At 69.8% G+C, this 21739-nt stretch carries 20 protein-coding genes; 7 read left to right on the forward strand and 13 right to left on the reverse strand.

The annotated features are described in order from the left end of the window. Positions 1-12: 12 nt before the first annotated feature. Both MIC98_RS15960 and dusB read left to right on the forward strand, forming a co-directional pair. Positions 13-348 carry a YegP family protein gene (locus tag MIC98_RS15960; protein WP_057641123.1) on the forward strand — a complete coding sequence of 112 codons (336 nt, stop codon included), beginning with the start codon at positions 13-15 and terminating at the stop codon, positions 346-348. A 125-nt stretch (positions 349-473) separates the two neighbouring features. Next, on the forward strand, positions 474-1478 hold the full coding sequence (gene dusB, locus MIC98_RS15965) for a tRNA dihydrouridine synthase DusB (RefSeq protein ID WP_239738216.1): 1005 nt from the start codon (positions 474-476) through the stop codon (positions 1476-1478). A 160-nt stretch (positions 1479-1638) separates the two neighbouring features. Here dusB and MIC98_RS15970 read toward each other — a convergent pair whose 3' ends face one another. Continuing rightward, a complete protein-coding gene (locus tag MIC98_RS15970; protein WP_057641124.1) occupies positions 1639-2238 on the reverse strand; it encodes a nitroreductase family protein in 600 nt (199 codons plus the stop codon). A gap of 132 nt (positions 2239-2370) precedes the next feature. Continuing rightward, complete coding sequence (locus MIC98_RS15975) at positions 2371-3417, reverse strand: metal-dependent hydrolase (RefSeq protein WP_239737825.1); 1047 nt, start codon at positions 3415-3417, stop codon at positions 2371-2373. 143 nt (positions 3418-3560) lie between these two features. Here MIC98_RS15975 and metK point away from each other — a divergent pair, with 143 nt between their 5' ends. Beyond that, positions 3561-4796: a methionine adenosyltransferase gene (metK, locus tag MIC98_RS15980; protein WP_239737826.1), complete on the forward strand. Its 1236-nt coding sequence runs from the start codon at positions 3561-3563 to the stop codon at positions 4794-4796. A 183-nt stretch (positions 4797-4979) separates the two neighbouring features. Further along, positions 4980-5489, forward strand: a complete 510-nt coding sequence (locus MIC98_RS15985; RefSeq protein ID WP_239737827.1) for an acyl-CoA thioesterase — start codon at positions 4980-4982, stop codon at positions 5487-5489. A 96-nt stretch (positions 5490-5585) separates the two neighbouring features. Here the strand turns inward: MIC98_RS15985 and MIC98_RS15990 are convergent, their stop codons facing one another. From MIC98_RS15990 to MIC98_RS16040, 11 genes are all read right to left on the reverse strand, one after another. Next, positions 5586-8471: a serine/threonine-protein kinase gene (locus tag MIC98_RS15990; RefSeq protein ID WP_239737828.1), complete on the reverse strand. Its 2886-nt coding sequence runs from the start codon at positions 8469-8471 to the stop codon at positions 5586-5588. A 116-nt stretch (positions 8472-8587) separates the two neighbouring features. Continuing rightward, complete coding sequence (folK, locus tag MIC98_RS15995; protein ID WP_057641129.1) at positions 8588-9076, reverse strand: 2-amino-4-hydroxy-6-hydroxymethyldihydropteridine diphosphokinase; 489 nt, start codon at positions 9074-9076, stop codon at positions 8588-8590. A gap of 61 nt (positions 9077-9137) precedes the next feature. After that, a complete protein-coding gene (locus tag MIC98_RS16000; RefSeq protein ID WP_239737829.1) occupies positions 9138-10649 on the reverse strand; it encodes a hybrid sensor histidine kinase/response regulator in 1512 nt (503 codons plus the stop codon). 6 nt (positions 10650-10655) lie between these two features. Then, on the reverse strand, positions 10656-11096 hold the full coding sequence (locus MIC98_RS16005) for a response regulator (protein WP_057641131.1): 441 nt from the start codon (positions 11094-11096) through the stop codon (positions 10656-10658). Positions 11097-11107: 11 nt separating this feature from the next. After that, the gene (locus tag MIC98_RS16010; protein ID WP_239737830.1) at positions 11108-12916 is read right to left on the reverse strand and encodes an ATP-binding protein; all 1809 of its coding nucleotides are present in this window, start codon (positions 12914-12916) and stop codon (positions 11108-11110) included. A gap of 120 nt (positions 12917-13036) precedes the next feature. Continuing rightward, a complete protein-coding gene (gnd, locus tag MIC98_RS16015) occupies positions 13037-13948 on the reverse strand; it encodes a phosphogluconate dehydrogenase (NAD(+)-dependent, decarboxylating) (protein WP_239737831.1) in 912 nt (303 codons plus the stop codon). Positions 13949-14168: 220 nt separating this feature from the next. Then, positions 14169-16343, reverse strand: coding sequence for a carboxy terminal-processing peptidase (locus MIC98_RS16020; RefSeq protein ID WP_239737832.1), 2175 nt, complete (start codon positions 16341-16343; stop codon positions 14169-14171). Positions 16344-16642: 299 nt separating this feature from the next. Continuing rightward, on the reverse strand, positions 16643-17650 hold the full coding sequence (gene lipA, locus MIC98_RS16025; protein ID WP_239737833.1) for a lipoyl synthase: 1008 nt from the start codon (positions 17648-17650) through the stop codon (positions 16643-16645). A 16-nt stretch (positions 17651-17666) separates the two neighbouring features. Then, a complete protein-coding gene (lipB, locus tag MIC98_RS16030; protein WP_239737834.1) occupies positions 17667-18368 on the reverse strand; it encodes a lipoyl(octanoyl) transferase LipB in 702 nt (233 codons plus the stop codon). Beyond that, positions 18356-18634, reverse strand: coding sequence for a DUF493 family protein (locus MIC98_RS16035; protein ID WP_057641150.1), 279 nt, complete (start codon positions 18632-18634; stop codon positions 18356-18358). The genes lipB and MIC98_RS16035 overlap by 13 nt, the downstream gene beginning before the upstream one ends. A 170-nt stretch (positions 18635-18804) precedes the next feature. After that, positions 18805-19782, reverse strand: coding sequence for a CsgG/HfaB family protein (locus MIC98_RS16040; RefSeq protein ID WP_057641137.1), 978 nt, complete (start codon positions 19780-19782; stop codon positions 18805-18807). A 250-nt stretch (positions 19783-20032) separates the two neighbouring features. Between MIC98_RS16040 and MIC98_RS16045 the strand changes: the two genes are divergently transcribed. From MIC98_RS16045 to MIC98_RS16055, 3 genes are all read left to right on the forward strand, one after another. Beyond that, positions 20033-21076 (forward strand): lipid A deacylase LpxR family protein, encoded by a 1044-nt coding sequence (locus MIC98_RS16045; RefSeq protein WP_239737835.1) that lies wholly within the window; start codon positions 20033-20035, stop codon positions 21074-21076. A 77-nt stretch (positions 21077-21153) separates the two neighbouring features. After that, positions 21154-21411 (forward strand): type II toxin-antitoxin system RelE/ParE family toxin, encoded by a 258-nt coding sequence (locus MIC98_RS16050; protein WP_239737836.1) that lies wholly within the window; start codon positions 21154-21156, stop codon positions 21409-21411. Continuing rightward, entirely contained in the window at positions 21395-21721 is a 327-nt protein-coding gene (locus tag MIC98_RS16055) for a helix-turn-helix transcriptional regulator (RefSeq protein WP_239737837.1), read from the forward strand. Before MIC98_RS16050 ends, MIC98_RS16055 begins: the two co-directional genes overlap by 17 nt. Positions 21722-21739: the final 18 nt, after the last annotated feature.

Here is a 21739-nt window from a genome sequence, read left to right on the forward strand (position 1 = left end):
AGGAGACGCTTCATGGCAGGCAAGTTCGTGATCGGCAAGCGCAGCAACGGCGATTTCCAGTTCAACCTCAAGGCCGGCAACGGCCAGGTGATCCTGACCAGCCAGGGCTACAGCGACAAGGCCGGCTGCAGGAACGGAATCGAGTCGGTGAAGAAGAACAGCCCCGACGACGCCCGCTACGAACGCAAGGCCTCCAGCAACGGCAAGCCCTATTTCAACCTGCTGGCGGCCAATGGCCAGGTCATCGGCAGCAGCGAGATGTACGAAAGCACCGCCTCGCGCGACAACGGCATCGCCTCGGTGAAGGCCAACGCGCCCGACGCCGCGGTGGTGGACGAGACCGCCTGATCCCCACTACTCCCTGCAGGAGCGACGCCAGTCGCGACCAGGCTTCACCGGTAAAGCCCGGTCGCGACTCACGTCGCTCCTGCGGGCACATTCGCGCGGCTGCATGGCGCACTACAATGCGCGCCATGCAGATCGGCCCCTACACCATCGCCCCCAACGTGGTGCTCGCGCCCATGGCCGGCGTCACCGACAAGCCGTTCCGGCAGCTGTGCAAGCGGCTGGGCGCGGGGTTGGCCGCGTCGGAAATGACCATTTCCGACCCGCGCTTCTGGAACACCCGCAAGTCGATCCACCGCATGGACCATGCCGGCGAGCCGGCGCCGATCAGCGTGCAGATCGCCGGCACCGAACCGCGGCAGCTGGCCGAGGCGGCGCGCCACAACGTCGACCACGGTGCGCAGATCATCGACATCAACATGGGCTGTCCGGCCAAGAAGGTGTGCAATGCGTGGGCCGGCTCGGCGCTGATGCGCGACGAGGCGCAGGTGGCGCGCATCCTCGAAGCGGTGGTCGGCGCGGTCGAAGTGCCGGTGACGCTGAAGATCCGCACCGGCTGGTGCGCCGAAGTGCGCAACGCGCCGGCCATCGCCCGCATCGCGCAGGACAGCGGCATCGCCGCGCTGGCGGTGCATGGCCGCACCCGCGACCAGCACTACACCGGCGTGGCCGAGTACGACACCATTGCCGCGATCAAGGCCGAGCTGCGCATACCGGTGCTGGCCAACGGCGACGTCGATTCGCCGCGCAAGGCCGCGCAGGTGCTGGCGCATACCGGGGCCGATGCGGTGATGGTCGGCCGCGCCGCGCAGGGGCGGCCGTGGATCTTCCGCGAGATCGCCCATTACCTGCGCACCGGCGAGGAACTGCCGCCGCCGTCGTTGCAGGAAGTGCGCGACATCCTGCTCGGCCACCTGGCCGAGCTGCACGCCTTCTACGGCGAGCCGCAGGGCGTGCGCATCGCCCGCAAGCACCTGGGCTGGTATGCGAAGGACCGGCCGGAACACACCGATGAACAGCGGGCGGCCTTCCGCGCGGTGGTCAACGCCGCCGAAAGCGCCGACGCGCAACTGCGGTTGACCCGCGATTATTTCGACGGGCTGATTGCCGGGCAGCCGCGGGTCGCGGCCTGACGTTCCTGCATGGCCTGCCGTAGATGCGGGGCTTGCCCCGCATGGGGCTTTGTCGGGAACGCCTCATGCGGGGCAAGCCCCGCATCTACAAGAGGAGGAAGGACCGCCAGCGAAGCTGGCGGGCCCGGACTGGCGCGGGACGAGGAACGCGCCGGATGGATCAGGCGAAGACCTTGAAGCGGGCCTCGTCGTCCATGTAGCCCTTCTCGCCGAAGCCGCCCTCGTGCGAGCCGAACGGCATCTGCGCGCGCAGCTGCCAGCTTTCCGGGATGCCCCATTCGCGGCGCACCGCTTCGTCCACCAGCGGGTTGTAGTGCTGCAGGCTGGCGCCGATGCCGGCCTCGGCCAGCGCCGTCCACACCGCGAACTGGGCGATGCCGTTGGCGTGCTCGGCCCACACCGGGAAATTGTCCGCGTACAGCGGGAACTGGTCCTGCAGGCCCTTGGTCACGTCCACATCGTTGAAGAACAGCACGGTGCCGGCGCCGGCGGCGAAGCCGTCCAGCTTGCCCTCGGTGGTGGCGAAGGCCTCGGCCGGCACGATGGCCCGCAGCGCGTCCTTGGCCAGTTCCCAGAACTTCACGCTCTGCGCCCCATGCAGGATCAGCGCACGGGTGGGCTGCGAATTGAACGCCGACGGCGCTTCGCGCATGGCGTGCTTGATCAGGTCGGTGGCCTGGTCCTGGCCGACCGGCAGGTTGCGGCCAAGGGCGTACTGCGAACGGCGCTTCTGGTACAGGGAAATGGCTTGGCTGTTCATGTGGGCTCCGGAATGAAAGCGGCGATGGCCGCCGGTCGTGATTCGATGGAGCCCATTGTATTTACCGACAAATTCAGAACAAATATCAAATAAATCACTAATTGTTCCAAATAAATTGGTAATTATGGGTATTCAGCCTTCCTCTCGCTGTCCCGGCTCGCGCCAGATCCGCTCCCATACCCGCTTCAGCCGCTGCTCCAGCAGCGCGCGCCCGCCCTGCTCCCGGTAGATCGGGCGCAACTGCCGCGGCGCGATCGCCTCCCAGCCGCCCCCGCGTTCGCGGGCCACGGCGAAGTTGAAGTTGTAGTCCGGCTCCATGCCCATCCGCAGGTCGCTGAGCACCAGCTCGCCATCGCGCACCTGCGCGCGCATGAAGCCGCGGTTGAACCATTGCAACCGCGCCACCGCCGGCAGCTCCGCGGCCTGCCGCAGCGCCTGCACGTTGGAGGGGTGGCCATCGAAACGCATCGGCCCGCGGTCGGCCCACAGCGAGCGCTCGCCGGTCACGTAGCCCTGCGGGGTCATCGCCACCACCTGCCACAGCAGCGTGTTGAACGGCATCGGCACCGAGAAGCGCGGCGCATCGCCCAGCCCCAGCGCCGCCAGTGCGCGGTCGGCCTCGCGCTCGACCTTGTGCTTGGCCAACAGCGACCAGCCCAGGTAGCCGCAGCTCAACACCAGCCCGGCCAGCAACGCACGCTGCGCCAATGGCCGCTCCCGCGCGAACCACGCCACCACGCAGCCCAGCGCCAGCCACACGGTATAGAGCGGATCGATGATGAACACGCTCGACCACATCGTCGGGTGCGGCATCAACGGCCACCACAGCTGGGTGCCGTAGACGGTGAAGGCATCCAGCAGCGGATGGGTGACCAGTGCCAGCACGATGGCCCACCACCAGCGCACCGGGGCCGCCGCCACCCGGCCGTGGCCGAAGCGGCGGTACAGCCACCAGAGCAGCGTGCCCAGCAGCGGCAGCACGAACAGCGAGTGGCTGAAGCTGCGGTGCACCGTCATCAGGCTGACGGGGTCGCGGGTGAAGGCGGCGATCAGCAGGCCGTCGAGGTCGGGCACGGTGCCCAGCGCGGCACCGGCCAGCAGGGCCGCGCGGCGCTGGCCGGACGGGGCGATGGCGGCGGCGACCGCGCCGCCGAGGACGATCTGGCTCAGGGAATCCATCGCGCGATGCTAGCCGATCGGGCGGCCTTCCCCGCCTGCCGGCTTAACCATCGGCAACGTCGCAGGGCGCACAATGCACCCCGGCAGCGCACCGTGTATCATGCGCGCCCATCTTTTCATCCGAATCAAGGGATATAGAGCCGATGTCCAGCTACCTGTTCACTTCCGAGTCGGTCTCCGAAGGCCATCCGGACAAGATTGCCGACCAGATTTCCGACGCGGTGCTGGACGCCATCCTGGCCCAGGACAAGCGCGCCCGCGTGGCCTGCGAGACCCTGGTGAAGACCGGCGCGGCGATCGTCGCCGGCGAGGTCACCACCTCGGCGTGGGTGGACATCGAGGAGTTGACCCGCAACGTCATCAACTCGATCGGCTACGACAATTCCAACGTCGGCTTCGACGGCCATACCTGCGCGATCATCAACATGCTCGGCAAGCAGTCGCCGGACATCGCCGCCGGCGTGGACGGCACCGACCGCAAGGCCAAGAAGCCGGAAGAACAGGGCGCGGGCGACCAGGGCCTGATGTTCGGCTATGCCTGCAACGAAGCCCCGGAATTCATGCCGGCGCCGATCTACTACAGCCACCGCCTGGTCGAGCAGCAGGCCAAGGTGCGCAAGAAGAAGAACTCGCCGCTGCCGTGGCTGCGCCCGGACGCCAAGAGCCAGGTCACCCTGCGCTATGGCAACGACGGCAAGATCGAAGGGCTGGACGCGGTGGTGCTGTCCACCCAGCACGACGCCGGCGTGAAGCAGAAGGACCTGGTCGAAGCCGTGCGCGAGCACATCCTCAAGCCGGTGCTGCCCAAGGCGTGGCTGGACAAGCTGCCGAAGAACAAGGTGCACATCAACCCGACCGGCATCTTCGTGATCGGCGGGCCGGTGGGCGACTGCGGCCTGACCGGCCGCAAGATCATCGTCGACACCTACGGCGGCATGGCCCGCCACGGTGGCGGCGCGTTCTCCGGCAAGGATCCGTCCAAGGTCGACCGTTCGGCCGCCTATGCCGCCCGCTACGTCGCCAAGAACGTGGTCGCCGCCGGCCTGGCCGACAAGTGCGAGGTGCAGGTGAGCTACGCCATCGGCGTGGCCGAGCCGACCTCGATCTCGGTCACTACCTTCGGTACCGGCAGGATTCCGGACGCGCAGATCGAGAAGCTGATCCGCGCCCACTTCGACCTGCGCCCGTACGGCATCATCAAGATGCTCGACCTGATCCACCCGATGTACCAGCAGACCGCCGCCTACGGCCACTTCGGCCGCAAGCCTAAGGAATTCTCGTACGTCGACGGCGACGGCAAGACCCAGAACGCCACGGCGTTCTCGTGGGAGAAGACCGACCGCGCCGAAGCGCTGCGCAAGGCCGCCAAGCTCAAGTAAGGGCAGCCGGGCAGGAAACACGGAGGGGCCGCGCAAGCGGCCCCTTCTCTTTGGGCCGCCGGCTTCACAGGTAGGTCGGGGCTACGCCCCCGACGGTTTTGCGGTATCCGATCGGCAACGCCGTCGGGGGCGTAGCCCCGACCTACGCTAAAGTCGGCCGTACCCTCCCCTGCGCTCCCGGCCATGTCCGCACCCACGCCCCACCAGTTGTCGATGACCGTGCTGATGACACCGGAGATGGCCAACTTCTCCGGCAAGGTGCATGGCGGCGCGGTGCTGCGCCTGCTCGACCAGGTCGCCTATGCCTGCGCCAGCCGCTATGCCGGCAACTACGTGGTGACCCTGTCGGTGGACCAGGTGATGTTCCGCCAGCCCATCGCCGTGGGCGAGCTGGTCACCTTCCTGGCCTCGGTGAACTACACCGGCACCTCGTCGATGGAAGTGGGCGTCAAGGTGGTGGCCGAGGACATCCTTCGGGGCAGCGTGCGCCACGCCAACAGCTGCTTCTTCACGATGGTGGCGGTGGATGGGGACGGCCGGCCGACGCCGGTGCCGCCGTTGCAGCCGCAGGACGGCGACGCGCGCCGCCGCCATGCCGCCGCGCAGATCCGCCGCCAGCTGCGGCAGGAAATGGAGCAGCGCCACCTGGAGCTGCTCGGGAGCCCCCCGGCCTCCGCCGCCGAACCCGGGTAGGCCGGGGCTACGCCCCCGGTGTTTCGCGCATCCGCGGCTGTGCCTGCATCGTCCGGCCGGATGCAGGGGCCACCACGTCCCGGCCCGCACGGGTCATCACCAGCGCCCCTCCAGCGCCAGCAGGATCGACTCGCGGTGGCTGCGCTTGCTGGCATTGAGCGTGGCCGGGTCGAGCTTGAGCAGCGGGTCGAGGAAGCGGCTGCGGATGTCGCGCATGCCCGCCTCGTCGTGCAGCTTGAACAGCGCGATATAGAGGCGGGTCGCGCTTTCCAGGGTATGGCCGTCGAGCATGCCGCGGGTGCGTGCGCGGATCTCCAGCGCCTGCGCGTGGGCGTCGCGCGAGGCCTGCCAGTGGCCGGCGTTGCGTTCGATGCGCCCGATCAGGTCGAGGGTGGCGGTCACCAATGGATGCTCGCTCCCCAGTTGCCGGCGCATGGGCTCCAGCGTTGCCTGCGCCAACGCCCGCGCTTCGTCCAGGCCGCCGGGCTGGTCGCTCAGCATGCTGGCCAGCCCGCCTTGGGCGAACAGGGTTTCGCGGTGGTCCGGCCCGAGCAGGCGCAGGCAGTCGGCCAGGTGCCGGCGCTGCAGCGCGATCGCCTCCGTCTTGCGGTCCTGCTTGGAGAGCAGGCGGATCTTGTCGACGACGAACTGCCGCGTGGCCGGGTGCTCGATGCCGAGTATCCGGCCCTGCGCCTGCAGCAGGTGGTCGAGCAGGGTTTCGGCTTCCGCGTAGCCCTGCGGGGAATCGGCCAGCCGCACCAGGCTGGTGGCGGCGGTTCCCCAGGCCTTCAGCGTGTCGGGATGCTCGGCGCCGAGGCGGCGTTCGCGCACCTGCGCCACCTGCCGCGCAAGCGCGGCCGACTGCTCGTAATAGGCATAGGCGAACTGCAGTTCGGCCAGCGTGTCCATCGCCGCCAGCGTGCGGTTGGATTCCGGCCCGAAGTGGGCGCGGTACAACGGCAGCAGTTCGGTCATCTCCGCGCTGCCCTCGTCGCGCTGCCCCAGCTCGTCCAGCGTCCGCGCGTAGTCGCCGCGTAGCAACAGCAGGGTTTCATCCTCGGCCGGCAGGGCCGCCATCCATGCCTCGCGCAGGGCACGCTGCTTCGCCAGCGCACCCTGCGGGTCGCCACGCGCGGCCTGCACCCGCGCCGCGCCGGCCTCGGCGGCACGCCGCAGCGGGTCCAGCGCGGGTAGCGTGCGCGTGGCCGCCAGCGCCTGCCCGAAGGCCTCCGCCGACGGCGCCAGCTCGCCCTGCTGGAACAAGGCCTGGCCCAGGTCGATGCGCGCCGACGCCATGCGCGCGTCGGTGGCCGGCAACGCCGCCTCGCGCACCTGCAGCACCCGTTGCAGTTCCTGCGCCGCATGCGGGTAGTGGCCGATGGCGATCAGTACCCGCGCCAGCGATTGCCGCATGTCGGCGGCCAGCAGCGGCGCGTCGGCGAAATCGCGGTCCAGCCGCGACAACGCATGCGAGACCACCTGCTGGTCCAGCGCATCGCGGGCGATGCTCGGCGCGCCGACCTGGGCGAAGGCCTGGCGCAGCCGCACCTCCAGCGGTTGCCCCGGCGCCTGCCGCTGCAGCACGTCCAGCACCTTGCGCTGCTGGGTGTCGGTCATGGCGTGGCCCATCGCGTCGATGTCCACGCTTTCCAGCGTCGCCTGCTGGAAATCCGCCAGCCGCTGCAGGTCGTGGCCGCGCTGCTCGGCCAGCGCCTGCTGCTGCCGCGCCTCGCGCAGCGCCAGCACCGAGGCCAGCAGGCCGCCCAGCACCGACAGCGCCACCAGCGCCGCGGCCGCCAGCGGCCAGGCGTTGCGGCGCAGGAAACGCCGCGCGCGGTAGCCGCGCTCGCCGGCACGGGCGCTGACCGGGCGGCGCCCGAGGTAACGGCGCAGGTCGTCGGCCAGCGCGGCGACCGAGGCGTAGCGCTGCCCCGGCTCCTTGCGCAGCGCCTTGAGCACGATCGCGTCGATGTCGGCCGGCACCTGCTGGTTCCGCGCCGGCGCGGCGCGCTCGCGCGGCAGACGCCGGCTGGGCGGGGTCACGTCGGTGTGGATGATGGCCTGGTAGAGCCCGGCCGGATTGTCGTGGTCGGCGAACGGCGCCTGGCCGCAGACCAGCTGGTACAGCACCGCGCCCAGCGAATAGACGTCGGTGGCGGTGGTCAGCGGCTGGCAGGCCAGCTGCTCCGGGCTGGCATAGGCCAGGGTCAGCGCATGTTGGCCGGTGCGGGTGTCGCCGGCCGCGGCGCTGTCCTCGTCGATCAGCCGGGCGATGCCGAAATCCAGCAGTCGCGGCTGGCCGCGCGCGTCGACCAGGATGTTGGCCGGCTTGAGGTCGCGGTGGATGACCAGGCAGCGGTGGGCCTCGGCCACTGCCTCGCAGACCTTGACGAACAACGCGATGCGCTCGTCCAGCGGCAGCCGCGCGGCGTAGGCGTCCATCTGCTCGCCTTCGACGTATTCCATCGCCAGAAACGGGCGGCCGTCGGCGAGGATGCCGCCGTCGAGCAGGCGCGCGATGCCGGGGTGGTCCAGCCGTGCCAGCAGCGCGCGCTCGCGGGCGAAGCGCTCGCGCAGTTCCGGCGAGGCCTCGGCCACCGGGTTGAGCAGTTTCAGCGCGACGGTCTGCACGAAGCCGCCATCGCTGCGCTCGGCCAGGTAGACCACGCCCATGCCGCCGGCGCCCAGGCGCCGCAGCAGGCGGTATTCGCGGGTGGTATCGGCCGAGGCTTCCTGGCCGCTCAGGTCCTGCCCCGGGTCCGGGGCATCGATGCCCGGCGGCAGCGATACCCGCAGCGTCTGCTCGGCCTCCATGCCGGCGAGCAGGGCATGCACCTCGGCTGCCAGTTCCGCGTCGTCCCCGGTTTCGCGCGCGACCAGTTCCGCGCGCGCCGCGCCGCGCAGTTCCAGCGCCTGCATGACGATCCGCTTGACCCGGTGATAGTGCCCGGCCGCGTCGCCGTCCCCCTGTCCTTCCCGCATCGCCCTGCCCCATCCGGCCTGTCGCCGTCAGCCGCCATTCTGCACCTGCCCCGTAACAGCGGCATCGGGGGCAGCCGCCGCATGCGGCAACGCGCGCCGGTGTCCGCGCCCGTGCCTTACTCCGCCAGTTCGACGCTGTCGAACGCCTCGCCGTGCTGTGGGTGGGCCTGCCACATCTGCCGCAGCGTCAGCCCGCGCACCGGGTCGACGAACTCAGGGGCGATGTCGGCCAGCGGCTTGAGCACGAAGGCGTGCTTCAGCTCCGGGCGCGGGATGCGCAGGTGCCCCGGCCCTTCCACCACCAGGTCGCCGTAATACACCACGTCGATGTCCAGCGTGCGGTCGGAAAAGCGCGGGCCGCTGCGGTCGCGGCCGTGGGCGTCCTCGACCGCGTGCAGCCAGCCGTCGAGCTCGGCCAGCGGCAGGTCGGTTTCCAGCATCACCGCGTTGTTGAGGAAATCCGGGCCATCGAAGCCCACCGCCGGCGTGCGGTAGGCAGGAGAGGCGACGATCCGCCCGAAGCGCTCCTGCAGGACTTGCAGCGCCGAGCGCAGGTAATGGCGCGGGCGCAGGTTGCTGCCCAGGCTCAGGAGCACGGTGGTCATCGTTGTCTGGCGCGGGCGGCTTGCCGGGGGAAACGCCAATGATACGGCCGGCGGGCGGCGATCACGCCGCCGCCAGCGCATCGGCCACCGCACGCAGCACGCGCTGCATCTCCAGCGGCTTGGGCAGCACGTGCACCTGCAGGCCGGCCGGCGCCGGGCCATCGGCGAAGGCGGGGCCGTCGTCGGTCTCCAGCACGATCGCCGGGCCGGCGTAGCCCAGCCCCTGCATCTCCGCGAGCAGCTGCCCGGCCGACAGCAGCGGGATGCCGCCATCGACCAGCACCGCGTCCGGCAGGCCGGCTTCCTGCACCAGCCGCAGCGCGGCGGCGCCATCCAGCGCCACGCTCGGGCGATAGCCCTGGCTGGACAGCGCGTCGCCCAGCAGCGACAGGCGCGTGGCCTCGTCGTCCACCACGAGGATGCGCTGGCCTTGGCCGGCCGGCAGCATCGCCACTTCATCGGCGGCGCCATCGGCAGCGGCGGCCTGCAACGGCAGCAGCAGGTCGAAACAGCTGCCCTGCCCCGGCTGGCTGCGCACCACGATCTCGCCGCCCAGGCTCTCGACGATGCGCCGGCACGACACCAGCCCGAGCCCGGTGCCGCTGTCCTTGGTGGTGAAGAACGGGCTGAACAGGCGTTCCTGCGTGGCCCGGTCCATGCCGATGCCGTCGTCCTGCACGCGGATGCGCAGGCGTTCGCCGTCGGCGCGCTCGGCCAGCAATCGCAGCTGCCCGCCCTCGGGCATGGCCTGGATCGCGTTCAGCGCGAGGTTTATCAGCACCTGCTGCAGCTCGGTGTAGTTGGCCTCCACCACCAGCTGCTCGTCGCCCGCCTCCAGTTGCAGCGCGACGTTGCGCGGCAGGCTGCCCTTGAGCAGCAGGCCCACCGCCTGGAACAGGCGCGGCAGGACGATGCGCTCGCTGGGCCGGCGCGAGCCGCGCACGAAGGACAGCATCGACTCGACCATCTCGTGGCCGCGCCGCGCGCTTTCGGCCACCACGTCGGCCAGCCGCGTCACCTTCGGGTCGTCGCTGCGGTCGCGGATCAGGTCCGGCACGATCAGCAGCGGCTGCAGGATGTTGCGCAGGTCGTGGCTGAGGCCGGCGGCGAGCAGCGCCAGGCTTTCCAGCCGCTGCGCGCGCATCAGCTCGTCGGCCACCCGCTGCCGCTCGTGCTCGCCGCGCGCCTCGCGCACCGCGCGCGCCACCGCCGAGGGCAGCCGCGCCGGCTGGTGCTTGATGATGTAGTCGTTGGCGCCCTCGCGCAGCGCCTGTACCGCGGTGTCCTCGCCCATCGTGCCGGAGACGAAGATGAAGGGCAGCTGCGGATGCAGTTCGCGCAGGATGCGCAGCGCCTGGTAACCGGAAAAGCCGGGCATGCTCAGGTCGGACAGCACGATGTCCGGCACCTTCGCGGCCAGCGCGGCGCGCATCGCCGCCTCGTTGTCGACCCGCTCGAAGCCGGCTTGCAGGCCGGCCTCGAGCATCTGGTCGCACAACAGTTCCGCATCCTCCGGTGAATCCTCCACCAGCAGGATGTGCAGGGGACCCAAGGGCGCTCCCTTGTTGGGCATGGGGCCTTACTCCTGGTCCGGCGCTTGGTTGATGACCGCCCAGAAGGTACCGAGCGTCTTGACCGCGTTGAAGAACTGGTCGATGTCCACCGGTTTGACCACGTAGGCGTTCACGCCCAGGTCCCAGCTGCGCGCCAGGTCGCTTTCCTCGCGCGAGGACGACAGGATCACCACCGGCAGGCGCTTGAGCTCCTCCTCGGCGCGGATCCGTTGCAGCACTTCTATGCCGTCCATGCGCGGCATCTTGATATCCAGCAGCAGCACCGCCGGCAGCCCTTCCCCGCGCTCGCTCCAGGCGCCGCGGCGCAGCAGGAAGTCCAGCGCCTCCACGCCATCCTCGACGTGCACGATGGGATTGGCCAGGCGGGCGTCGCGCAACGCGTCGATCGCCATCTCGGCATCGGCGGGGCTGTCTTCGGCCAGCAGGATGGTACGGAGCGGATTCATGCGGGTGGACCTCAATGGTGCGCGTCGGGCGCGGGCGGTGGCAGGGTGAAGTGGAAGGTGGCGCCCCGGTCCGGCACGGCATCGGCCCAGATGCGGCCGCCGTGGCGGGTGAGCACGCGGCGCACGCTGGCCAGGCCGATGCCGGTGCCCGGGTAGTCGCTGGCGCGGTGCAGGCGCTGGAACACGCCGAACAGCTTGCCGGCGTGCTGCATGTCGAAGCCGGCGCCGTTGTCGCGCACGCTGAACTGCTGGGTGCCGTCGGGCAGCTGCCGCGCGCTCACCTCGATGACCGCGTGCTCGCGGCAGGCGGTGTACTTGACCGCGTTGCCCAGCAGGTTCAGCCACAGCTGGCGCATCATGTTCTCGTCGGCCACCAGCACCGGCAGCGGCTCGATCTTCCATTCGACGTCGCGGACCTTGCCGTCCGCCCCGGCCTCGGCGCGCAGGTTGGAATCCAGCAGCGCGTGGGTGTCGGCGACCAGCGACTGCATGTCCACCGCCTGCAGGCGCATCGCCCCGCGCCCCAGCCGCGAATACACCAGCAGGTCGTCGATCAGCGAAGCCATGCGCTGCGCCGCCTCGCCGATCACCTGCAGGTAATGGCGGGTCTTCTCGTCCGCGTCCTCGCCCAGGTGGCGGCCGAGCTTGTCGGAGAAGCCGGCCACGTGCCGCAGCGGTGCGCGCAGGTCGTGCGAGACCGAGTAGCTGAACGCCTCCAGTTCGCGGTTGACCTCGGCCATCTGCTCGACCTTGCCTTCCAGCTGCCGGTTCAGTTCCTCCACCCGCAGCTGCACGCGGCGCTGCAGGGTGACGTCGCTGACCGTCATCAGCACCACTTCGTCGTCGCTGTCCGGCAGCGGCATGCGCCGGGCGTTGATCAGCATGGTGCGGGCCATGCCGTCGGCGCCGCGCTGTTCGTGCTCGTAGTCCCACAGCTCGCGCCCGCGCAGCAGCACGTCGGCCAGGCGCTGGCGGATGATGGCGTCGGCCCAGACGCCGTCGCCGATGGACTGCAGCGGCCGGCCGCTGACCTGGCGATCGTCGTCCATGCCGTACAGCTCGGAGAACGCGGTGTTGTGCAGGATGATGCGCAGCCCGCCGTCGAGCAGGACGATGGGCTCGCGCACCGTCTGCAGCACCGAGTTGGCGCGCGCGCTGGCGCGCAGGAAACGCTGCTCGGCGCGCGTGCGGCGGCCGATCTGGCGCTTCAGCAGCCACAGCACCAGCCCGAGCAGCAGCAGCTGCACCGCCAGCGTGCTCCAGGTCACCGTGGTCGCCAGCCGTTGCTGCTTGTGCGCGGCGGTCACCCGCCGCTGCAGCAGTTCGCTCTCGTGTTGCTGCAGCTCGGCCACGATGTCGCGGATCGGGTAGCTGAAGGTCATCTCCTCGATCATCTCGCGCTGGCGCTGCGGGTCCTGGCTGGCCGCGACCTGCCGGGCCACGTCCATGCGCCGCTCGAGCATGGCGCTGATGCGGCCGATCCGCAGCAGCTGGTCGGGGTTGTCGCTGAACAGCGCGGCCAGCCCGTCGAGCGTGGCCTTGATGCGCTCGGCGTGCTGCAGGCGCTGGCGCAGCGGCTCGGACTCGATGCCGCGCGACAGCGTCAGCGCCGCCGATTCCACGTCGCGGATGTCCGCCTGCAGCACGTACAGGCGCGCACTCACGGCCTGGGTGTGGGCCACCCAGTTGGCGGCGTTGACGCTGTCGCGCGACAGGCGCAGCAGCGTCAGCGACGGCACCACGACGATCAGCAGCGCGGCCAGCCCCAGCCCCGCGAACCGCCAGCGATCCCAACCTTCATCGGTGAATCGGGAAAACATCCTTTCTCCTTGCCGCGCGGAGTGCGCCGCAGCGACCGCGCCGGCACCGTCCACAACGCCGCAAGCATTGCATGCCGCCCGCTGGAAGTGAACGCGACGCGGTTCAGGCTGCCGGCCGCGTCAGCCGTCCGCGGACCGTTTCAGCGCATGCCCGCCGAAGCCGGCGCGCATCGCCGCCAGCAGGCGGTCGGCGAAGGAGTTGTCCTCGCGCGAGCGCAGCCGCTCCAGCAGCGACAGGGTGATGACCGGCGCCGGCACGTCCAGCTCGATGGCTTCGTTGACGGTCCAGCGCCCCTCGCCCGAGTCCTGCACGTACGGCGCGATGCCCTGCAACTGCGGGTTGCGCTGCAATGCCTCGGTGCTGAGGTCGAGCAGCCACGAGCGCACCACGCTGCCGTGGCGCCAGGTCTCGGCCAGCTGCGGCAGGTCCAGCGCGAACTCGGCCTTCTTCTGCAGCAGCGCGAAGCCTTCGGCGTAGGCCTGCATCATTCCGTACTCGATGCCGTTGTGGATCATCTTGCAGTAATGGCCGGCGCCGACCGGGCCGACGTGCGCCCAGCCGCGGTCGGGGGCCGGCGCCAGCGCCTGCAGCGCCGGCCGCAGCCTTGCCAGTGCGTCGTCCGCGCCGCCCAGCATCAGGCAATAGCCCTCGCTCAGGCCCCAGACGCCGCCGCTGGTGCCGCAATCGACGTAATCCAGCCGCGCCTGCGCGCAGCGCTGCGCGCGCCGCTGCGAATCGCGGTACCAGGAGTTGCCGCCATCGACCAGCAGGTCCTGCGGCGACAGCAGCGGCAGCAGTTCGTCCAGCAGCGCATCCACCGCGGCGGCCGGCACCATCAGCCACAGCACGCGCGGGGCCGGCAGCGCCTGCAACAGCGCCTGCAGGCCGTCGACGACCGGCAGGCCGGCGGCCGCCGCACGCTCGCGCGCCTCCGCGCCGGGGTCGAAGCCGGTCACGGCGATGCCGCCGCGCTGCAGCCGTTGCGCCATGTTGGCGCCCATGCGCCCCAATCCGATCATGCCCAGTTGCATTGCCACTCCGCTCGTCGTTGGAAACAGCCTCCACCGTAGCGCCGTGGCCGGCGCGTTTCACCTGGTCATGGCCGGCGCGCCGGAATGCGTCCGCGGTTTGCCCGTCGTGGCTGCCTCGTGCCAACGGGGTAGATGCGGGGCTTGCCCCGCATGAAGCTTTCCCGGCAAAGCCCCGTGCCGGGCAAGCCCGGCACCTACGGGTTGGCCGTGCTGCCGGCGCTCAATCGGCCCAACGGCCGGGGCCGCTGGACTGCGGCAGCACCTGCGCCGACAGCGGGCGGTCGTTCTCCAGCAGGTTCACCGCATCGGACAGGATCGATGCCGACTCCTTCAGCAGCGGGTCGGGGCGCTTCTCGGCGGCCTTCTCGCGCGCGGCGTCCTTGACGATGTCGCGCTCGTTGCCGGTCAGGCCGTCGTCGCTGCCGTCGTCGGCCAGCGGGTCCAGCGGCAGGCCCAGTTCCTTGCGGATTTCCTGGCGCTGCTTGCGCTGGGCATCCTGGCGCTCGCGCTCGGTGCGGCGCTCGGCCTCGTTGAGCGAGATGTACTTCTTCGCCGCCTCGGAACGGAACTGCTCGACGTCTTCCTGCCACCACTGGAACTCGCGGTCGTCCTGGATGCGCCCGGCATGGCGCGTTTCCAACTGCGGCAGGATCGGCGCGAAATTGCCGTACCGGGTGTGCGGCACCGCGGCGATACGGGTCCACGGCAGCGCGTTGTCGTAGGTGCTCTCGCCGTACTCGCTGGCATCGACGCTGGCCGGGAACGCCAGGTCGGGCACCACGCCCTTGTGCTGGGTGGAGGAGCCGCTGACGCGGAAGAACTGGGCGATGGTCAGCTTGACCTGGCCGAAGCGTTCCTTCTCGCTGGCCGGCCAACGGTCCAGCGGCACCACGTTCTGCACGGTGCCCTTGCCGAAACTGGTTTCGCCGATGACCAGGCCGCGGCCGTAGTCCTGGATGGCGCCGGCGAAGATTTCCGAGGCCGAGGCCGAGCCGCGGTTGATCAGCACCGCCAGCGGGCCGTCCCACGCCACCGCCGGGTTGCGGTCGCTGTTGACGGTGACGCGGCCGCCGGATTCGCGCACCTGCACCACCGGCCCCTGCTCGATGAACAGGCCGGTCAGCTCGATCGCCTCGTCCAGCGAGCCGCCACCGTTGTTGCGCAGGTCCAGCACCACGCCGTCGAGCTTGTCGGCCTTGAATCCGGCCAGCAGCCTGGCCACGTCGCGGGTGGCCGAGGCGTAGTCGGTGGCGTTGCGGCGGCGGCCTTCGAAGTCCTGATAGAAGGTGGGCAGCTTGACGATGCCGATGCGGCGCTCGGGCGCATCGCCGCTGCCGGGAATCGTCATCGTCTCGCCCTTGGCGGCCTGCTCGGCCAGCCGCACCTTCTGCCGGGTCAGCGTGACCATGCGGTGCTTGCCGTCCAGGCCTTCGGCGGCGGGGATGTATTCCAGCCGCACCTGGGTGTCCTTGGCGCCGCGGATCTTGGCCACCACGTCGTCGATGCGCCAGCCGATCACGTCCTCGACCGTGCCGGACCTGCCCTGGCCGACGCCGACGATGCGGTCGCCCGGCTGCAGCGTGCCGTCCACCGAGGCCGGGCCGCCGGCGATGATCTCGCGGATCACCACCACGTCGTCCTGGCGCTGCAGCTGCGCGCCGATGCCCTCCAGCGACAGCGACATGGCCTGGTTGAAGTTCTCGGCGGTGCGCGGGGTGAAGTAGTCGGTATGCGGGTCGACGGCGCGCGTGTAGGCGTTGAGGTAGATGGAGAACACGTCCTCGTTCTTCCACTCGTTGATGCCCTTGAGCAGCGTGGCGTAGCGCTTGTCCAGGGTCTTGCGGATGTCCGCGGCCGGCTTGCCGGCCAGCTTCAGCCGCAACCAGTCGTTCTTGACCGACTTGCGCCACAGTTCGTCCAGCTCGGCGCCGCTCGCCCACGGCACGTCCTTGCGGTCGTAGTCGAAGCGCTCGTCGAGGGTGAAGTCCGGTTCCTGCTTGAGCAGGCCGCGCACATAGGCCACGCGCTCGGTCACGCGCTGGCGGTACACCGCGAACACCTGGAAGGCCGGCTCCAGCTCGCCGCTGCGGATCGCAGCACCGGTCTGTTCGGCCAGCGGCGAGAAGCGCTCGATGTCGTCGGCGGTAAAGAACTGCTTGCCGCCGTCCAGCGCCTTCAGGTAGCGGTCGAACACGTCCTGCGAGGTGGCCGCGTCCAGCGCGCGCGGGCGGTAGGCATAGCGGCTGTCGGACAACAGCCCGTACACCAGCCGGGAAGTGGTGGCCTGGTCGACCGTGGCCGCGGACGGCAGCGCCGGGGCGTCGGCGCGCGCCAGCAGCGCGGCCGGCAGGGTCAACGCGAAGGCCAGCAGGAAAGCGGGAACTCGATGGTTCATCAACGTACTCGTGGCACCGTGCTATGGGGGGAGACTGCAGCCGGATGGGACAGCAGGACAGTGCCGGAAGTTTCGATGCTTGTCATCCGGCCCGGTGCGCAGGCTAGCGGGCCGGCTGTAGCGGAATGTGAATGGCCTTTCCCGCGATGCGCCGGCAGCACACGCACACCCGGTGGTGCATGGACATTCGGTAGCGCCCGACCGTTGGTCGGGCGGCGGCGCAGCGCGCCGGGTGGTTGGCGGCCATGTGCCGAGCAACGGTCGGCACCCACCGCATCCGCCCACCACGGAGGTGGATGTCAGCCGACGCCCGCGCCCTTGGCCTGGCGGTCGGCATGGTAGGACGAGCGCACCATCGGCCCGGAGGCGACGTGGCTGAAGCCCAGCTCGTAGCCGTACACCTCCAGCTCCTTGTATTCGTCCGGCGTCCAGTAGCGCAGCACCGGGTGGTGGTGCGGGGTGGGCTGCAGGTACTGGCCGATGGTGACCATCTCCACGTCGTGCGCGCGCAGGTCGCGCAGGGTGGCCTTGATCTGTTCGAAGGTTTCGCCGAGGCCGAGCATGATGCCGCTCTTGGTCGGGATCGTCGGGTGCTGCGCCTTGAAGTTCTTCAGCAGGGTCAGCGACCACTGGTAGTCCGCGCCGGGGCGCACGTTGCGGTACAGGTCCGGCACCGTCTCGATGTTGTGGTTGAACACGTCCGGCGGGTTGACCGCGAGGATCTCCAGCGCGCGCTCCATGCGGCCCTTGCCGCGGAAATCCGGGGTCAGGATTTCAATTTTGGTGCCGGGGCTGAACTCGCGGATGGCGCTGATGCAATCGACGAAATGGCCGGCGCCGCCATCGCGCAGGTCGTCGCGGTCGACGCTGGTGACCACCACGTACCTCAGGCCCATGTCCTTGACCGTCTGCGCCAGGTGCAGCGGCTCGGCCGCGTCCGGCGGCTTGGGCCGGCCATGGGCGACGTCGCAGAACGAGCAGCGGCGGGTGCAGACCTCGCCAAGGATCATGAAGGTGGCGGTGCCGTGGCCGAAGCACTCGTGGATGTTCGGGCAGCTGGCCTCCTCGCACACCGTCACCAGCCGGTTCTCGCGCAGCTTGGCCTTGAGCTGCTGCACGGCGTTGCCGGAGGGGATGCGCACGCGGATCCACGACGGCTTGCGCAGCACCGGTGCGTCGGCGAACTGCACCGGCGAGCGGCCGATCTTGTCGCCGCCGATCTGCTTGACCCCGGTCTGCAATGGCGCAGGCGGCACGTCGTCCTGCAGGACCTGCAGGGGGATGGAGCGGCTGGTGGATTCAGTCATGGCGTTACCGGCGGCCTCAGGACCGCGTTGTCAGGTCGGGCGATTCGGGGGTGGCGTGCAGTTCGAGGCCGAACTGCCGGGCCAGGTGCGACAGCAGCACCGGCTTGACCGCGTCGATGCCCGAAGGACCGCCCAAGTCTAGCACCGAGGTCACCGCCAGCCCGGCGTAGCCGCACGGGTTGATGCGGTGGAACGGCTCCAGGTCCAGGCCGACGTTGAAGGCCAGCCCGTGGAAGCTGCAGCCGCGGCGCACGCGGATGCCGAGCGCGGCGATCTTGGCGCCGCCGACATAGACGCCGGGCGCGCCCTCGCGCCGCTCGGCGGCGATGTTCCACTCGTCCAGCGTGTCGATGATGGCCTGCTCGATGCGGCATACGTAGTCGCGCACGCCGATGCCGAGCCGGCGCAGGTCCAGCAGCGGGTAGACCACGATCTGGCCGGGGCCGTGGTAGGTCACCTGGCCGCCGCGGTCCACGTGCAGCACCGGGATGTCGCCCGGCGCCAGCACGTGCTCGGCCTTGCCGGCCTGGCCGAGGGTGAACACCGGCTCGTGCTCGACCACCCACAGCTCGTCGCCGGTGGCGTCGCCGCGCGCGTCGGTGAAGCGCTGCATCGCGTGCCACACCGGTTCGTAGGGCTGGCGCCCGAGGTCGCGTACCGTCGCCGGCAGCGGCGCGCCGCGTGCCGGGACGGCCGCGCAGGTGTTCACAGCGTCCACTTCACTTCCGGGTGGTTGCGCAGGGCCACGTGCGCGGCGTCGTACTGCTCGCGGTTGTCGGCCTTGAAGGCGATGCGCACGGACACGTACTTGCCGTTGGACGAATGCTTCCAGCTGATGCGCTCGCTGAGCACGTCCACGCCGGACAGCTGCAGCAGCCGCGGCAGTTCATGTTCCAGGCCGATGTTGGCCGCGCCCATCGCGCTGAGCTCGAAGGTGCCCGGGAACTGGAAGCCGTGGTCGGGGTTGTCGGACTTGATTTCCATGCCCGCCATTATCGGGCCGCGGGGCCGCAAACCCAAGGTCCGCATACGACGAAAGGGCCGCTGGAAGCGGCCCTTTCGCGGAAAGCTGCGTTGCCGTTCCTCCGGGAGCATGTGCCGGCCAACGGCCGGCACCTACCGAAGGCGTACCGGCCGTGGCCGGTACAGCGTGCTTATTTGGACAGTTCCAGCAGGGTGGAGGACACCCAGCCCTTGTTGCCCAGCTCGTCCTCGACCTCCCACATCACGCCTTCCTTGTTGCCGGTCGGGTACAGCATCATGCCCGGGTCCAGCGAGCGCACCGCCGCACCGGTGCCCTGGGCGTTGGCCAGCAGGCGCCCGGCACGGACCACCGTGACCGCCTGCTGGGCGCTGGCCGCCGAGGCGTTCTCCGGCAGGCCGCCGAGCTGGGCGACGATGTCGGTATAGGCCTGCAGGTAGGCCATGGTGATGACCTGGCCGATCTCGGTGTTGGCATAGCCGCCAACGCCGGCCGCGCCGAAGCCGCTGCCGCCGAACAGGCCGCCGCCGGCACCGAAGCCGATGTCGCTCTTGCGCGCCGAGCCTTCGGAAATGGCCACCTGCTCGGAGGAGCGCACGTCGGTCACGGTCAGCACCACGTCCGCGGTCTTGCTGCGGAAGTTCAGCCCGCCGATGACCGCGCCGGCCCGGCCGCCGACCAGGCCGCCGAGCAGGCCGCCGATGGCGTTGCCGCCGGCATTGCTGTTCTGCGAGATCAGGTCCGGCACCATTACGTAGTCGGCGGCCTTGATCTGGCCCTTGCCGACGTTGGAGCGGCCGCGCAGGTCGCCGCTGGCGGCCAGCTCACGCTCGTATTGGCTGGCGGCCATGCCGGCGCCGCGGTCCACCAGGGTGAAGCAGCGCGAGCGGTTGACGAACACCTTGATCAGCCGCGACGGTGCCGGCAGCTGCTGGCCGGTCCACCAGTGCGTGGAATCCTCCGGCTCGATGACCGAAATGGTGCCCAGCGGGCGCTGGCACACCGGGATCTCGGCGGTAGCCTGCTTGCGCTGCTCCTGTGCCTGGGTGCCCTTCTTCTTGAAAGCGGCCTGTGCCGGCTGGCCGACCACGGCCGCGGCGATGCCCACGGTGATGGCCGCTGCAACCAGCGGCGAGAAAACATTACGCATGTTCGTGTAACCCCCGTTACCTGCACCGTCTGCGGTGCGTTCCATTGGCTTGGCGACCTTGCGGCGATCCCTTGGCGCCATGCGGCGCACCCGGAAGAACACGGGCCGGTCGGCGGCGATGCTACCGCAGGCACCCGGTGGTTTGCCACAACGCACGTCACCCCGCAACGATGTGATCCGCCCGGCCCCGCTGCAGTTGCCACGCCGCCCCGCTAAGCTGCGCCCTGTTTCCCGACCCGAGAATGAGCGGATGAAGATTCCGGCATGGCTGCCATTGGCGTTGGCATGCGGCACGGCCCTGCCGGCCTATGCGGCCGATACCTGCCCACGCAGCGCATTGCAGGACCACCCGCCGGCGGTCAACTTCCGCATCGACAACGACTTGTTCGGCGGCCGCGACCAGGACCAGGGCTATACCAATGGCGCCCTGCTCACCCTGGTATCGCCCAACCTGGCGGACTACACCGACGACCCCTGCCTGCCGCGGCTGGCGCGCTGGGTGAACCGCCACCTGGAGCGCCTGCACCCGGGCGAGTTCGAGCAGCAGAACATGATCTTCAGCTTCGGCCAGGGGCTGTTCACCCCGACCGACCACGCACGCGCGGACCTGATCGAGGACGACCGTCCCTACGCCGCGGTGCTGCTGGCCAACTTCGGCTACAACGCGCGCCACGGCGACCGCCTGCGCACCACCCAGCTGGCGCTGGGCATGGTCGGCCCGTCGGCGCAGGGCAAGCAGGTGCAGGACGCCGTGCACGGCCTGCTCGGCGACGAGAAGTTCATGGGCTGGGGCAACCAACTGCGCGACGAGCCGGTGTTCCAGCTGCTGCACGAGCGCATGCGGCGCTGGCCGTCGGCCAACGGAACGGGCTGGGGCTGGGACGCCATCGGCCACTGGGGCGGCGCGATCGGCAACCTGGACACGCATGCCAACGTCGGCGGCGAGGCACGCTTCGGCTGGAAGCTACCGGACGACTTCGGCAGTTCGCCGGCGCGCCCGGCCGGCGAGAACACCGCACCCACCCGCACCGGGCGCGCGCAGGGCTGGTCCGGCCACCTGTTCCTCACCGCCGACGCGCGCTGGGTGCTGCGCGACATCACCCTGGACGGCAACACCTTCCGCAACAGCCACAGCGTGGACAAGCGCCCGCTGGTGGCCGACATCGGCTACGGCGTGGCGGTGATGCGCGGCAAGTGGAAGTTCGCGCTGGCCCGCTACCACCGCACCCGCGAGTTCGCCGGGCAGAAGGAACTGCCGGTGTTCGGCAGCTTCACCATCAGCCGGACGCTGTAAGAGGCGCACGGGAGCTCCCCCCTTCCACAGCTGGGCGTTGGCTTGACAATACTTATTGAATACTTATATTTCACCATATGAACTCGGTGCTATGGACAGCCAGAGCCGCCAAACAGCTCCGCAAGCTGGACCGCAAAGCGCAAGCCGATATTCGCGATGCCATCTCCACGAAGTTGCCTCATTTCCCGAATTGCTCCGGTACCAAGGCGTTGACCCAGCACGCCTGCGACTACCGGCTCCGGGTTGGCAATTACCGCGTCCTGTTCAATCACGACAGCCATGTCGAGATCGTCAGCATCGAAGAGGTCAAGAAACGCGATGAACACACCTACTGACATCCAGACCATCAAGGGCGCCGACGGCAATCCCGCCTTCGTCGTGATGCCCTACGACCTGTTCCTGCGCGAGTACGCCCGCCGCAACGACCTGATCCCGAACGAAGTGGTCAGCGCCACGGTGGATGGCACCAGCCCGATGAAGGCGTGGCGCGAACATCTGCGCCTGACCCAGGCCGAAGTTGCCGCGCACATGGGCATCACCCAAGCCGCCTACGCGCAGATGGAAGCCGCCAGCCGTCCCCGCAAGACCACGCTGGCCCGCGCGGCCGAGGCGATGGGCATCAGCGTGGAGCAGCTGGATTTCTGATCGCTCTGGCGGGAGTGG

It is taken from the genome of Stenotrophomonas sp. NLF4-10, from assembly GCF_022359915.1.
Lineage (GTDB): Bacteria > Pseudomonadota > Gammaproteobacteria > Xanthomonadales > Xanthomonadaceae > Stenotrophomonas > Stenotrophomonas daejeonensis.

Coding starts and splice junctions, on each gene's coding strand:
- MIC98_RS15960 (WP_057641123.1), top strand. CDS start 13: ATGGCAGGCAAGTTCGTGATCGGCAAGCGCAGCAACGGCGATTTCCAG.
- dusB (WP_239738216.1), top strand. CDS start 474: ATGCAGATCGGCCCCTACACCATCGCCCCCAACGTGGTGCTCGCGCCC.
- MIC98_RS15970 (WP_057641124.1), bottom strand. CDS start 2,238: ATGAACAGCCAAGCCATTTCCCTGTACCAGAAGCGCCGTTCGCAGTAC.
- MIC98_RS15975 (WP_239737825.1), bottom strand. CDS start 3,417: ATGGATTCCCTGAGCCAGATCGTCCTCGGCGGCGCGGTCGCCGCCGCC.
- metK (WP_239737826.1), top strand. CDS start 3,561: ATGTCCAGCTACCTGTTCACTTCCGAGTCGGTCTCCGAAGGCCATCCG.
- MIC98_RS15985 (WP_239737827.1), top strand. CDS start 4,980: ATGTCCGCACCCACGCCCCACCAGTTGTCGATGACCGTGCTGATGACA.
- MIC98_RS15990 (WP_239737828.1), bottom strand. CDS start 8,471: ATGCGGGAAGGACAGGGGGACGGCGACGCGGCCGGGCACTATCACCGG.
- folK (WP_057641129.1), bottom strand. CDS start 9,076: ATGACCACCGTGCTCCTGAGCCTGGGCAGCAACCTGCGCCCGCGCCAT.
- MIC98_RS16000 (WP_239737829.1), bottom strand. CDS start 10,649: ATGCCCAACAAGGGAGCGCCCTTGGGTCCCCTGCACATCCTGCTGGTG.
- MIC98_RS16005 (WP_057641131.1), bottom strand. CDS start 11,096: ATGAATCCGCTCCGTACCATCCTGCTGGCCGAAGACAGCCCCGCCGAT.
- MIC98_RS16010 (WP_239737830.1), bottom strand. CDS start 12,916: ATGTTTTCCCGATTCACCGATGAAGGTTGGGATCGCTGGCGGTTCGCG.
- gnd (WP_239737831.1), bottom strand. CDS start 13,948: ATGCAACTGGGCATGATCGGATTGGGGCGCATGGGCGCCAACATGGCG.
- MIC98_RS16020 (WP_239737832.1), bottom strand. CDS start 16,343: ATGAACCATCGAGTTCCCGCTTTCCTGCTGGCCTTCGCGTTGACCCTG.
- lipA (WP_239737833.1), bottom strand. CDS start 17,650: ATGACTGAATCCACCAGCCGCTCCATCCCCCTGCAGGTCCTGCAGGAC.
- MIC98_RS16035 (WP_057641150.1), bottom strand. CDS start 18,634: ATGGAAATCAAGTCCGACAACCCCGACCACGGCTTCCAGTTCCCGGGC.
- MIC98_RS16040 (WP_057641137.1), bottom strand. CDS start 19,782: ATGCGTAATGTTTTCTCGCCGCTGGTTGCAGCGGCCATCACCGTGGGC.
- MIC98_RS16045 (WP_239737835.1), top strand. CDS start 20,033: ATGAAGATTCCGGCATGGCTGCCATTGGCGTTGGCATGCGGCACGGCC.
- MIC98_RS16050 (WP_239737836.1), top strand. CDS start 21,154: ATGAACTCGGTGCTATGGACAGCCAGAGCCGCCAAACAGCTCCGCAAG.
- MIC98_RS16055 (WP_239737837.1), top strand. CDS start 21,395: ATGAACACACCTACTGACATCCAGACCATCAAGGGCGCCGACGGCAAT.